At 60.1% G+C, this 12,702-nt stretch carries 14 protein-coding genes; 11 read left to right on the forward strand and 3 right to left on the reverse strand.

The window, feature by feature from the left end; translation table 11 throughout:
• Positions 1 to 73: 73 nt before the first annotated feature.
• Positions 74 to 730, reverse strand: coding sequence for a ChrR family anti-sigma-E factor (locus AB4Z25_RS05435; protein WP_442207892.1), 657 nt, complete (start codon positions 728 to 730; stop codon positions 74 to 76).
• A gap of 217 nt (positions 731 to 947) precedes the next feature.
• On the opposite strand from AB4Z25_RS05435, the gene AB4Z25_RS05440 reads away from it, so the two are divergent.
• From AB4Z25_RS05440 to AB4Z25_RS05465, 6 genes are all read left to right on the forward strand, one after another.
• A complete protein-coding gene (locus AB4Z25_RS05440; protein WP_112539707.1) occupies positions 948 to 1,988 on the forward strand; it encodes a cysteine synthase A in 1,041 nt (346 codons plus the stop codon).
• 6 nt (positions 1,989 to 1,994) lie between these two features.
• Positions 1,995 to 2,732: an alanyl-tRNA editing protein gene (locus tag AB4Z25_RS05445; protein ID WP_112539709.1), complete on the forward strand. Its 738-nt coding sequence runs from the start codon at positions 1,995 to 1,997 to the stop codon at positions 2,730 to 2,732.
• A gap of 43 nt (positions 2,733 to 2,775) precedes the next feature.
• Positions 2,776 to 3,645: a 3-mercaptopyruvate sulfurtransferase gene (gene sseA, locus AB4Z25_RS05450; RefSeq protein WP_112539711.1), complete on the forward strand. Its 870-nt coding sequence runs from the start codon at positions 2,776 to 2,778 to the stop codon at positions 3,643 to 3,645.
• 4 nt (positions 3,646 to 3,649) lie between these two features.
• Positions 3,650 to 4,210 carry a GNAT family N-acetyltransferase gene (locus AB4Z25_RS05455; RefSeq protein WP_112513840.1) on the forward strand — a complete coding sequence of 187 codons (561 nt, stop codon included), beginning with the start codon at positions 3,650 to 3,652 and terminating at the stop codon, positions 4,208 to 4,210.
• A 97-nt stretch (positions 4,211 to 4,307) separates the two neighbouring features.
• On the forward strand, positions 4,308 to 5,105 hold the full coding sequence (locus tag AB4Z25_RS05460) for a M15 family metallopeptidase (RefSeq protein ID WP_112539713.1): 798 nt from the start codon (positions 4,308 to 4,310) through the stop codon (positions 5,103 to 5,105).
• A 72-nt stretch (positions 5,106 to 5,177) separates the two neighbouring features.
• Positions 5,178 to 5,678: a DUF1203 domain-containing protein gene (locus AB4Z25_RS05465; protein ID WP_112539715.1), complete on the forward strand. Its 501-nt coding sequence runs from the start codon at positions 5,178 to 5,180 to the stop codon at positions 5,676 to 5,678.
• 16 nt (positions 5,679 to 5,694) lie between these two features.
• Here AB4Z25_RS05465 and ald read toward each other — a convergent pair whose 3' ends face one another.
• Positions 5,695 to 6,813 (reverse strand): alanine dehydrogenase, encoded by a 1,119-nt coding sequence (gene ald / locus AB4Z25_RS05470; protein ID WP_112387937.1) that lies wholly within the window; start codon positions 6,811 to 6,813, stop codon positions 5,695 to 5,697.
• A gap of 157 nt (positions 6,814 to 6,970) precedes the next feature.
• Here ald and AB4Z25_RS05475 point away from each other — a divergent pair, with 157 nt between their 5' ends.
• From AB4Z25_RS05475 to AB4Z25_RS05490, 4 genes are all read left to right on the forward strand, one after another.
• Positions 6,971 to 7,432 (forward strand): Lrp/AsnC family transcriptional regulator, encoded by a 462-nt coding sequence (locus AB4Z25_RS05475; RefSeq protein ID WP_112539717.1) that lies wholly within the window; start codon positions 6,971 to 6,973, stop codon positions 7,430 to 7,432.
• A 72-nt stretch (positions 7,433 to 7,504) separates the two neighbouring features.
• Entirely contained in the window at positions 7,505 to 8,386 is an 882-nt protein-coding gene (locus AB4Z25_RS05480) for a DMT family transporter (protein ID WP_112539719.1), read from the forward strand.
• 83 nt (positions 8,387 to 8,469) lie between these two features.
• Positions 8,470 to 8,805 carry a PilZ domain-containing protein gene (locus tag AB4Z25_RS05485; protein WP_112513846.1) on the forward strand — a complete coding sequence of 112 codons (336 nt, stop codon included), beginning with the start codon at positions 8,470 to 8,472 and terminating at the stop codon, positions 8,803 to 8,805.
• A 143-nt stretch (positions 8,806 to 8,948) separates the two neighbouring features.
• A complete protein-coding gene (locus AB4Z25_RS05490) occupies positions 8,949 to 10,937 on the forward strand; it encodes a bifunctional 2',3'-cyclic-nucleotide 2'-phosphodiesterase/3'-nucleotidase (protein ID WP_112539721.1) in 1,989 nt (662 codons plus the stop codon).
• A 42-nt stretch (positions 10,938 to 10,979) separates the two neighbouring features.
• On the opposite strand, the gene AB4Z25_RS05495 is transcribed toward AB4Z25_RS05490, so the two are convergent.
• A complete protein-coding gene (locus AB4Z25_RS05495) occupies positions 10,980 to 11,942 on the reverse strand; it encodes a LysR family transcriptional regulator (protein ID WP_112387932.1) in 963 nt (320 codons plus the stop codon).
• 135 nt (positions 11,943 to 12,077) lie between these two features.
• On the opposite strand from AB4Z25_RS05495, the gene AB4Z25_RS05500 reads away from it, so the two are divergent.
• Positions 12,078 to 12,692 (forward strand): FMN-dependent NADH-azoreductase, encoded by a 615-nt coding sequence (locus AB4Z25_RS05500; protein WP_112387931.1) that lies wholly within the window; start codon positions 12,078 to 12,080, stop codon positions 12,690 to 12,692.
• Positions 12,693 to 12,702 lie beyond the last annotated feature (10 nt).

Consider the following 12,702-nt stretch of genomic DNA (forward strand, 5'->3'; position numbering starts at 1 on the left):
CAACCCAAACCACGTCCGGAAGTTCCCCGAGTGCTCCCGGATTCAAGCTCATATCACGCTATTGTGGCTGCTTTCAGCCGATCAGATCGCCGATCAGCTGGCGGAACGATCCCGTGAGCTTGATCGGTGCGTCGAGCACGGAAAAAGCAATGCACGGACGCTCCTTTTCGGCGACCGGCCGGTGGTTGAGGGTCTCGTCGGCAACGGAAATATCGCCCGGCCCGAACCGGCCGCGTTCATCGATGAAGGCGCCGTCGAGGATGAGGATCAGCTCCATGCCCTTGTGGGTATGGGCGGGAAGCGCACGGCCGGGACGGATCCACATCAGGCTGACCTCGCAGCCATCTATGTCCGTCGAATATTCCTTGAACCCGGGAAGCTTGGTCTTCCACGGCACGGTATCGGCATCGAAGCCGACAAGCTCGCGGATGGGGCGTGGGAAGACAGGCCTGGCAGAGTTCGGCACGCGGGCAGCCGATGGCATGTCTTTTGAAGCAAAAATCGCCTGCAGGCGCTGGTCGCGATCGGCGATCGGCGTGCCGTCCGTCAGCTCGAGGGCTTCGCCGGCCAGCAGTTCCAGATCCGTCACCAGGCCGCGGTTATCCGGCTTCAGTTCCAGGTGGGAGGCCACAAGCACGCGCGCCGGTTCTGGCAATGAACCGGCGACATAATGCGCCATCAATGCATCGACACTGTCTATATGCTCATGAACCATATCGGTTTCGGCCACGCCCTGTTCCTGCGCTCCGCAATTGCTTGTCGTCGTCCATACGCGGAAAGTCAATCTTCGGATCACCCGCCACTTTTGGGCCGACTTCGAGACTTCCCGAAACTGAAGACTAATTTTACCGGCGCGGGCAATGGCGAGGAATAGCATTTCTTGCCAACCCTGCCTTGTGAAGGGAAAAGACCGTTCTTACAGTAAGAGCTCCAAAGAGGCAGATTCCATGACCTTCTACCCCTCCGTGATCGAAGCGATCGGCAACACCCCGCTCATCAAGCTGAAGAGCGCGTCAGAAGCGACCGGCTGCACCATTCTCGGCAAGGCTGAATTCCTCAATCCGGGCCAGTCGGTGAAGGATCGCGCCGCGCTCTACATCATCCGCGATGCGGAGAAGAAGGGCCTGTTGAAGCCTGGCGGCGTGATCGTCGAGGGCACGGCCGGCAATACCGGCATTGGCCTGACCGTCGTCGCCAAGGCGCTCGGCTACCGCACCGTCATCGTCATTCCCGAGACCCAGAGCCAGGAAAAGAAGGATGCGCTCAGGCTGCTCGGCGCCGAACTCGTGGAAGTGCCTGCCGTCGCTTACAAGAACCCGAACAACTACGTGAAGGTTTCGGGACGTCTTGCCGAACAGCTGGCAAAGAGCGAGCCGAACGGCGCCATCTGGGCCAACCAGTTCGACAATGTCGCCAACCGTCAGGCACATATCGAGACGACCGCCAGGGAAATCTGGCAGGATACCGATGGCAAGGTGGACGGCTTCATCTGCGCCGTGGGCTCCGGTGGCACTCTGGCGGGCGTCGCGGCCGGTCTGAAGGGTTTCAACAAGGACATCAAGATCGGCCTTGCCGACCCTGAAGGCGCGGCACTCTACGAATTCTACAAGAACGGCGAACTGAAATCCTCGGGCTCCTCGATCACCGAGGGCATCGGCCAAGGGCGCATCACCGCCAATCTCGAAGATTTCACGCCTGATTTCGCCTATCAGATCACCGATGCCGAAGCGCTTCCCTATGTCTTCGATCTTGTCGAGCATGAGGGGCTTTGCCTCGGCGGATCGACTGCGATCAACATCGCCGGTGCCGTTCATCTCGCACGGGATCTGGGCCCGGGTCACACGGTGGTGACAATCCTCTGCGACTACGGCAACCGCTACCAGTCTAAGCTTTTCAACGCCGACTTCCTGAAGTCCAAGGGCCTGCCGGTTCCGGGATTCATCAAGTCCGCGGCAGATATCAACATACCCTACGAACCAGCAGCGTGAGACCCGATGCCAGTCAATGCCCTCTACCGTGACGACTTCTACCTTTCGACATCGGAGGCGGTCGTCACCGCCGTCCACGACGATGGGGGCATCGAACTGGACCAGACCTGCTTCTACGCGACATCGGGCGGACAGCCGGGTGATACCGGCTTTCTGGAGCGCGCCGACGGCTCGAAGATAGAACTCGGCCAGACGAAGCACGGCGCTGCCAAGGATATCATCATCCATGTACCGCTGGAGGGGCAGCCACGTCCTGATGTCGGCGAGAAACTGGTGCTGCATGTAGACTGGCCGCGCCGCTACAAGCTGATGCGCATGCACACCGCCTGCCATCTGCTCTCCGTCGTCTGTTCTTTCCCGATCACCGGTGCCGCCGTCGGTGAGGACGAGAGCCGTGTCGATTTCGACATGAGCGAAACGATCGACAAGGACGAGGTGACGGCAAAGATGATGGAGCTGGTGAACCAGAACCATCCCGTCTATCTGCAGTGGATCACCGACGACGAGCTCGCCGCCAACCCTGGTATCGTCAAGTCGAAGAACGTGCGCCCGCCAATGGGTCTCGGGCGCGTCAGCCTTGTCTGCATCGGCGAGAATTCCGCGATTGACAGCCAGCCATGCGGCGGGACACATGTGTCGGAAACGCAGGAAGTTGGGCAGATTCACATTGCCAAGATCGAAAAGAAGGGCAAGGAAAACCGCCGCTTCCGCATCCGTTTCGGCGCTCCCGGCGACGAGGCGTAAGTCAGCCGTTTAAAGGCTGCATCAAGAGATCAGGGAGAGCAGAATGAGTGAAGACAAGAGCCGCTTCGTCGTTTCGGCCGATTGGCTGCAGGGCGAGCTTGGAAAGCCTGATCTGCGTATCCTCGACGCCTCCTTCTATCTGCCGGCACAGAAGCGCGACGCCGATGCCGAATATGCGGCAGGCCATATCCCGGGTGCGATCCGCTTCGATCAGGACAAGATCGCCGATCACTCCACCAACCTGCCCCATACGATCCCCTCGCCCGACTATTTCGCTGTCGAAGCCGGCACGCTCGGCATCAGCGAGAACGACCGGATCGTCGTCTATGACGGCATCGGCATGTTCGCCTCGCCGCGTGTCTGGTGGATGTTCCGGGTGATGGGCGCAAAGAACGTCTTCGTGCTCGACGGTGGTCTCGATGGCTGGAAAGCCGAGGGACGTCCGCTGGAAACGGCAAAGCCGGATTATCCGGCTGCGATCTTCAAGACAAACTACGACGAAGCCCGCGTCGTCACGCTCGATCGCATGCGCCACATCGTTTCGAGCGGCGCGCTGCAGATCGCCGATGCCCGCAGCGCCGGACGCTTTGCCGCCGCCGAGCCCGAGCCGCGCGCAGGCATGCGTTCCGGCCATATGCCCGGCGCCCGCAGCCTTCCGTCCGGCGTCTTCGCCACACAGGGCCGCTTCAAGTCGCTGCCCGAACTGAAGCAGACGATCGAGGACGCCGGCATCGACCTGTCGAAGCCCGTCGTCACGTCCTGCGGTTCCGGCATCACCGCGGCCATCATCACGCTGGCGCTGGAATCACTCGGCCATACCGACAACAAGCTCTATGACGGCTCATGGAGCGAATGGGGCAGCCGCGACGACACGCCTGTCGTCACCGGCCCGCCCGATCCGATCAAGGCTTGAGCGCATGGCAAAATCTCCTTCGTCGCTCTCCGCCCATATCACTCGCCTTGAAATGACCTCGCCGCCGAAGGCGAGCCTGCCGATGCCTGTCAATATCCAGACGGCGATCATGCGGACGACCGAGATCCCGCTGCCCTTCTACCGCCACCTCTACCGGCAGGTCGGAGCCCGCTGGCAGTGGGTCGACCGTCTCCGGTTGACCGATGAACAGCTGACCGCAACGCTCCACGACAAGCGCAACAATATCAGCGTGCTCTATGTCAACGGTGCACCCGGCGGATTTTATGAGTATTTCTGCCAGGACGAGGACACGATCGAGCTGTCGCATTTCGGCCTGATCGAGCACGCGCTCGGCCTCGGCATCGGCAAATGGTTCCTGCTGCAGGCACTCTATGCGATCTGGACGCTGAACCCGAAGCGGGTGCTGACGACGACCAACAATCTCGATCATCCCCGCGCGCTGCAGCTCTACCAGATGTTCGGCTTCTCCCCGGTCTCGACCGGCACCGGCATCGTCCGGCCGCTGAGCGACAAGGAATTGCTGGAGATCGCCCGCAAGGGCTGAGTGCAACCCGTATATACCTTGAGTTGCTACATCGAACGCAACTTAAGATGGATTTCGTCAGCCCGATGCAGTATTCTCAACCTCATCTGAGGGAGGGATGACGATGCCAATAGGGACTTATAATCACCCGCTTTTCGGGGTCGTGAAATTCAAGACAAAGCACAATGATTGGCGGCGTGGCGATCCAATCACCTTCATTGACGGCTTCAATTCCGCCGACGTAGTCAACGTTACCGTTCCGCAGCTGAAGCATATCCCAAACACGAATAACGGGGTGATCAAGTTTCACAAGCGTGGACAAAAGCAGCTACTGGCGGCGTTCGAAGACATCGAAAATCTCGGGCTACTGAAACATATCGATAGCTGCGCCGGCGCCTTTTATCAGCGGCTGAAGAAGCCAACGTCGGGCGCGCTCAGCAAGGAGCCATCCAACCACTCGTTCGGAATCGCGATCGACCTCAACGCCGACGACAAATGTCTCGGCTGCACCACCGCCCCGATTGCGCCGGTCTTCGAGCATCATGGCTTTCGCTGGGGAAAATCCTTCAACGACCCCATGCATTACGAAATCATCAAATTCATCGACAACGACGCGCCGTCGGTCAAGGACGTGACGATGAGCATAAGCGGCGCCGCTGTCGCCGCCGACGTGAAGAGCGTCTTTGGCGATCTTTTCGTCAAGGTCGCGGATATCAAGATGATTCCCGGTCTGCAGGTGGCAGACATGGGACCAAACGCGGTCGCGGTGGATTCGCCGGCTGGCAGTGAGGTATTTCCAACATTGCAGTTCGGAGGGCTCAACTTAGCCCCCCTACCGCAAATCTTGGGCTTCGCGGGACTGAAATTGGCATTCGATAATTCGAAGAAGACACTCGACGCCGATAGGCTTGCCTGAAGTTCGGCAGGAATCGGGTGGTTCGCTTCCTGATAAAGGCGCATTTCATGGCGGACCCCTGAGGAGACCGCCATGACCGATATCCGTTTTTCCGCAATGCCGACTGCCGACGCCGAACAGCTCTGGAATGGCGGCACCGATTCTTATGGCTTCCTGCCGGAAACGATGGTGTCCGATGGGCCCGGCCATCCCTGCCGCCATTGCCTTGGGAATATCGACGCCGGTGAGGAATTGTTGGTTTTCGCCTACCGGCCGTTTCCCGAAATGCAGCCCTATGCGGAAACCGGGCCGATCTTCCTGCACAAGCGCCGTTGCGAGCGTTACCAGGCCGAAGAGATCGTCCCGCCCGTTCTCAGCAGTACCGACTACATCGTTCGCGGCTATTCCGACAACAACCGCATCGTCTACGGCACCGGCGCGGTAACGCCGACGCGTGATATCCCGGCCTATGCCGGTGGCCTGCTGGAGCGGCCTGGTATCGCCTATGTGCATGTCCGCTCGGCACGCAACAACTGCTTCCAGTGCCGCATAGAAAAGGCGCCGGACTCTCGCGAAGCCGGCGCCTTCATCTAACGTAGCGCGATGGGAATTACGCGACGTTGAGTACGCTTTCCGGTGCGTAGGCTTCGTAGCCCAGCGCTTCGGCGACCGGCTTGTAGGTGACGCGGCCCTTGTGGACGTTCAGGCCGTTGCGCAGGTGCTTGTCTTCGGCGATGGCGCGCAGACCACGGTCGGCGAGCGCCAGGCCGTGAACCAGCGTTGCGTTGTTCAGCGCATGCGCCGAGGTGACGGGCACGGCGCCAGGCATGTTGGCGACGCAGTAATGCACCACGCCATCGACCTCATAGGTCGGCTCGGAATGGGTCGTTGCATGCGAGGTTTCGAAGCAGCCGCCCTGGTCGATGGCGACGTCGACGATGACGGAGCCCTTCTTCATGCCCGAGAGCATTTCGCGGGTGACGAGCTTCGGTGCGGCAGCGCCCGGGATCAGCACGGCGCCGATGACGAGGTCGGCCGAAAACACTTCTTCCTCGAGCGCCTGGATGCTGGAATAACGCGTGTGGACGCGGCCGTTGAAGATATCGTCGAGCTGGCGCAGGCGCGGCAGCGAACGGTCGAGAATGCTGACATCGGCACCGAGACCGGCCGCCATCTTGGCGGCATGCAGGCCGACGACGCCGCCGCCGATGACGGTGACCTTGGCAGGCAGAACGCCGGGGACACCACCAAGGAGAATGCCGAGGCCGCCATTGGCCTTCTGCAGCGCCGTGGCGCCGGCCTGGATCGACAGGCGTCCGGCAACTTCCGACATCGGCGCCAAGAGCGGCAGACCACCGCGCTCGTCGGTGACGGTCTCATAGGCGATCGCGGTCACGCCGGAGGCGAGCAGACCCTTGGTCTGTTCCGGATCCGGCGCGAGATGGAGATAGGTATAGAGAAGCTGACCATCGCGAAGCTGCGCCCATTCGGAAGGCTGCGGCTCCTTGACCTTGACGATCATATCGCACTTTTCGAAGATTTCCTTGGCCGTGGCAGCGATCTTCGCGCCGGCGGCGGCATAGGCGGCATCATCGGCACCAATGCCGGCGCCTGCCTTGGTTTCGACCCAGACTTCATGGCCATGGGCGACATATTCACGAACCGAAGCGGGTGTCAGACCGACACGATATTCATGGTTCTTGATTTCCTTCGGGCAACCGACACGCATGGAGCGTTCCTCTCATATATGCCCGCTTGGCGCGGGACGTTTTCAATGGGTGAATCCAACCACTGCCGTTGCGAAATGTCCTTGCAAAGAGGTATTGCCTGAAAGCTATTTTTCGAAGATTGTGCGGTTTCATCGACCCAAACCGAAGGTTTTTCGAATGTCTGAACTCGACAGTATCGATCTTGCGATTCTGAGAGTGCTTCAAGCAAACGCCCGGATCACCAACGCCGAACTTGCCAACAAGGTGGGCCTCTCGGCTTCGGCCTGTTCTCGACGTCTCGACATCCTGGAAAAGAACGGAGCGATCGCCGGCTATCACGCGCGCCTTTCCAATAAGGTGCTCGAATACAAGATGATCGCGATCGTCCATATCTCGCTGTCGGGCCAGTTCGCCAAGACGCTGTCGGAATTCGAACTGGCGGTGAAGCGCTGTCCGAACGTGCTGGTGTGCTATCTGATGTCGGGCGAATACGACTACATCCTGCGCGTCGCGGCCCGGGATCTCGAAGATTACGAGCGCATCCACCGCGACTGGCTCTCGGCGCTCCCCCATGTCGTGAAGATCAATTCCAGCTTTGCGCTGCGCGAAATCTTCGACCGGCCGAATGTCGGCTTCTGAGACCTTGCAAAGCGCCTGGAATCCTGACCAAGCTTGTGGCAAGCGGACACCCCCAATGCCTGACTGCAAGACATGAAATCCAAGACGCAAGGCTATATCTTCGTCCTTCTGGCGCTGACGATCTTTTCGGCACAGGATGCGATCTCCAAGCATCTCGGCGGGCTCTACCCACCGATCTTTGTGACGATGATCCGCTATTGGGCCTTTGCGCTTTTCACCATCCTGCTGGCCTCCAAGATGCGCGGCGGCATCCGGCAGACGGCGCGCACCAGGCGGCCGCTGCTGCAGGTGACGCGCGGCGTTCTGCTTGCCGTTCAGGTCGTGCTTGCCATTACCTGCTTTGCCGTCATTGGGCTGGCGCATTCGCAGGCGATTTTTGCGGCGACGCCGATCATCATCGCCCTGCTCTCCATGCCGATCCTCGGCGAGCGCGTCGGCTGGCGGCGCTGGACGGCGATCGGCGCCGGGCTTTTCGGCGTCCTGCTGATCCTGAAGCCGGAGGGCGAGTTCTTCGACGTCAAGCTGATGCTCGCCATCGTCTCCTGCTTCATCTTCGCCTTCTATGTCATCGCGACACGTCTGGTGTCGCGCGACGACAGCTCGATGACCAGCTTCTTCTATACCGGCGTCGTCGGCGGCATCACCATGACGCTGATCGGTCCCTTCTACTGGACCTGGATGCTGCCGGGCGATTGGGGCTGGATGGCGCTGGTCTGCATGACCAGCATTTCCAGCCATTATTTCCTGATTCGCGCCTACGACATGCTGGATGCGGCAGCCGTGCAGCCGCTCACCTATCTGCAGCTCGTCTACGCCTCGATCCTCGGCGTCACCATTTTCGGCGAGAGCATCAGCCTGACCACAGTCATCGGCTCGGTCATCGTCGTGGCGGCTGGCATCTTCACCATCTGGCGCGAACATGTGGTGTCGCGGCAGGCCGCCAAAGCGCATTAGATTTCGTGCAATTTTATCGAACTGTCTAAAAAGATTTCAATTTTCCGTTGCTACAGTTCCCTCAAATCGTTTTGGGGAGCTGTATGACACGCAATCTGAACATCATCACCCGCAAGTCGGAGCGCAAGCGCTGCCGCATCTTCGGCAAGCTGCGCTATCTGAATCAGATCATCGACGCCCGCATCGTCGATCTGTCGACAACAGGCATCGCCGTCGATCTTCGAACGCCGGTCGCGGCCTCTTCGGGTAGCCGCGTCTATATCGAAGCCGAGGACCTGGGAACGCTGGACGGAATCATCCGCTGGAGCCACAACGGCCGCCTCGGCATTCACTTCGATCCGAACTCGAACGCCCGCGCCAAGGTCGCCTCCTACTTCCGTTTCTTCCACCGCGACGTGAAGCCGGTATTGGCGCGCTGACGCAATCCTGAAGCCATCACCGTGGATCGGCCCGGTTTCGACTGCGTGCCGATCCACTGTCATTTTACGGATGCACTCCCGTGCAAATCATTCTACGTTCGACCCCGGGCTGGGCGTTGCGTGATTTTTTGAAGGAGTGTTTGATGTCTTCCATTCTCGATTTGCACCCGATCAGCCGCAGGTCTCTGCTCAGCGGAATCGCCGCGACCTCGGCCCTCGTCCTGCTCCATCCCTTCACCGCCCGCGCCGCCGCCAACCAGGCGCATCTGAGATTGATGGAAACGACGGATATTCACGTCAACGTCTTTCCCTACGACTACTATGCCGACAAGCCGAACGACACGATGGGACTTTCACGCACCGCGACAATCATCGATTCGATCCGAGCGGAAGCTGCCAACTCGCTGCTGATCGACAATGGCGACGTGCTGCAGGGCAATCCGATGGGCGATTACATGGCCTATCAGCACGGCATGAAGGACGGCGACGTCCATCCTGTGATCAAGGCCATGAACACGCTCGGCTATACGGTCGGCACACTCGGAAATCACGAGTTCAACTATGGCCTGGACTTCATGTTCAAGGTGCTCGGCGGCGCGAACTTCCCGTTCGTCTGTGCCAATCTCACCAAGGGCCAGCTGGCCTCCGATCCCAAGAAGGACGATCTGTTCTTCAAGCCCTACATGATCGTCGAAAAGCAGATCAAGGATGGTGCCGGCAACGAGAGCCCGGTCAAGATCGGCTTTATCGGCTTCGTGCCGCCGCAGATCATGCTCTGGGATGTCAAGAACCTCGAAGGCAAGGCGCAGACCCGCGATATCGTCGAGGCCGCCAAGGCCTGGGTTCCCGTGATGAAGGAAGAGGGTGCGGATATCGTCATCGCGCTGTCCCACTCCGGTATCGACGGTACGGCACCATCGGAAAAGATGGAGAACGCCTCGCTCTATCTTGCTGCCGTCGACGGCATCGATGCGATCTTCACCGGTCACCAGCATCTGGTCTTCCCTGGCCCCAAGACCTGGGACGGCATTGCCAATGCGGATCCCGTCAAGGGAACTCTGCATGGCAAACCGACTGTCATGGCCGGCTTCTGGGGATCGCATCTCGGGCTGATCGACCTGCTGCTGGAGAAGGACGGCAAGAGCTGGAAGATCGTCGATTTCACTGCCGAGGCGCGGCCGATCTATCATCGCGACGAGAGCAAGAAGGTGGTGGCCGACGTCGCCGACAAGAAGGAAGTGGTGGAAGCCGCGAAGGCTGAGCATGAGGCAACGCTCGCCTATGTGCGGACACCTGTCGGCAAGACTTCAGCGCCTCTCTACTCCTATTTCGCACTGGTTGCCGACGATCCCTCGGTGCAGATCGTCAGCCAGGCGCAGACCTGGTACATCAAGCAGATGCTTGCCGATACCGAGTTCAAGGATCTGCCTGTTCTCTCGGCAGCAGCGCCCTTCAAGGCCGGTGGCCGCGGCGGCGCCGATTACTATACCGACGTTCCGGCGGGCGACCTGGCGATCAAGAATGTCGCGGACCTCTATCTCTATCCGAACACCGTGCAGGCGGTCGTCATCGCCGGCGAGCAGGTGAAGAACTGGCTGGAAATGTCGGCCGGGATGTTCAACGAGGTGAAGGTGGGGTCCAAGGATACCCCGCTGCTGAACAACGACTTCCCGTCCTACAATTTCGATGTGATCGACGGTGTCACCTATCAGATCGACCTGTCGCAGCCGCGCAAGTACGACAATGACGGCAAGGCGGTGAATGCGGCTTCGAACCGCATCCAGAACCTGCAATTCGAAGGCAAGCCGATCGATCCGAAGCAGAAGTTCGTCGTGGTGACCAACAACTATCGCGCTGGCGGCGGCGGCAAGTTCCCCGAGATCGCCTCCGACAAGGTGGTGTTCCAGGCACCGGATACGAACCGCGACGTCATCGTCCGCTTCATTCACGATCAGGGCACGATCAATCCGTCGGCTGACGGCAACTGGACCTTCAAGTCCCTGCCCGGCACCACCGCCATCTTCGAAAGCGGGCCGAAAGCGAAGCAGTTCCTGGGTGACATCAAGGGCGCCAAGATCGAGGAAGCTGGCGATGCCAACGAGGGCTTCGCCAAGTTCCGGTTGGTTCTCTGACGAACCGGTCTTGCTGACGACGGGGCCGGCGGCAGCGCCGGCCTATTCTGCCGCTTCCTGCACCGAGGTCAGCGCGGCAAGCTGCTCCTGGAATTCGCTATGGCTCGGGCACATCGACAGGAGATTGCGGAAGCGATCGATCAGCCAGGCGGTTGCCGGACCCGGGGGATTGGCGATCTTGTGAAGGCTGTAGATCGGGTACTCGCCCTGCTCATAGGCAGGGAGATCGAGCTGCACGAGCTTGCCGGAGTTCAGATCATCGCGTGACACCGAAGCTGGGAGACCACCCCATCCAAGGCCGCCTGCAATTAGCTGGTGCTTGATGGCGATGTCGCTGACGCGCCACGTCCGGTAGGACAGCACGTTGAAATCGCGGCCATTGGTAATGCCAGACGTATCGCGCACCACCATCTGAACCTCTTCGCGGACATCCGAAAGCGTCAGCGGGCGGCGCAGCTTGGCGAGCGGATGGAAGGGTGCGGCGACGGGAATCATGAATGAATGGCCGATCCGCTCCGCAACCAGCGTATCGTCCTGCTTCATCAGCGCGCCGCCGATGCCAACGGTCGCATCGCCGGTTGCGACCATGTTCATGACTTCACCGAGCTCGCCGACCATCAGGTTGACTGTGACCGACGGGAATTTGACGCGGAATTCGCGCAGTACCATCACCACGGCCTGCGACGGCACCATGACGCTGATCGCGATCGACAGCTCAGCCTCCAGCCCTTCCTTCAGGTTTTTCACGCGGGCGCGCATCACTTCCAGATCGGCAACAAGGCGGCGCGCGTCGGCGAGCATCGCATGACCGGCCTTGGTCAGCTTCGGCTGGCGGGCGCCGGAGCGCTCGAAAAGCTCGACTTCCAGCTGCGCCTCAAGATTGGCGATCGTGTAGCTGATCACCGATTGCGCACGGTTCAGCACGCGCGAGGCGGCCGAGAAGCTGCCGGTATCGGCAACGGTCAGAAACACCTGCAGCTGATCGAGGGTGGGGTTTGGGAGCATATCTAATCCATCGATAGTTTCGATCTATATTATCCCAGTTTTTTAGATAGCTGGCCAGACCTATTTCTCATGTCGAAGCCACGGCAAACCTCCCTTGCTGCCGCGGCAAACCCAATTCGAAATGAGGAGCCTGCCATGTCTTCCATCCTTCTTCTGACCTCCAGCCCGCGCGCTGAATCGCTGTCGACGACGATCGCTGCCGATCTCGCCAACAAGATCGCCGCTCAGAATGCCGGCAGCGTCGTTGTTCGCCGCGACCTCGCCGCCAACCCGCTGCCGCATATCGATGACCTCTTCACAGCCGCCATCCGCAAGCCTGCCGACCAGCGCACCGCGCAGGAAGCCGAAGCCGTCAAGACCTCCGACGCGCTGGTTGACGAGCTGCTGGCCGCCGACACCATCGTCATCGGCACCGGCCTCATTAACTTCAACATCTATTCTTCGCTGAAGACCTGGATCGACAACGTTGCACGTGCCGGCCGCACTTTCAGCTACACCGAAAACGGCCCTGTTGGCCTTGCCACCGGCAAGAAGGTCTATGTGGTGCTCGCTTCGGGCGGCGTCTATTCGCAGGGCCCAGCCGTCAGCATGAACCATGCCGTTCCGTACCTGAAATCGGTTCTCGGTTTCCTCGGGATCACTGACGTCGAGACCATCTATGTCGAAGGCCTGGCCTTCGGTCCGGAAGCCGCCGAAAAGGCGATCGGCGCCGCCAAGGCCCGCGCAGAAGAAATCGCCCTTGCCGCTTAACGGCTCGACG

Origin of the sequence: Rhizobium sp. RAF36 (assembly GCF_052114105.1) — a bacterium.
Classification (GTDB): Bacteria; Pseudomonadota; Alphaproteobacteria; order Rhizobiales; family Rhizobiaceae; genus Rhizobium.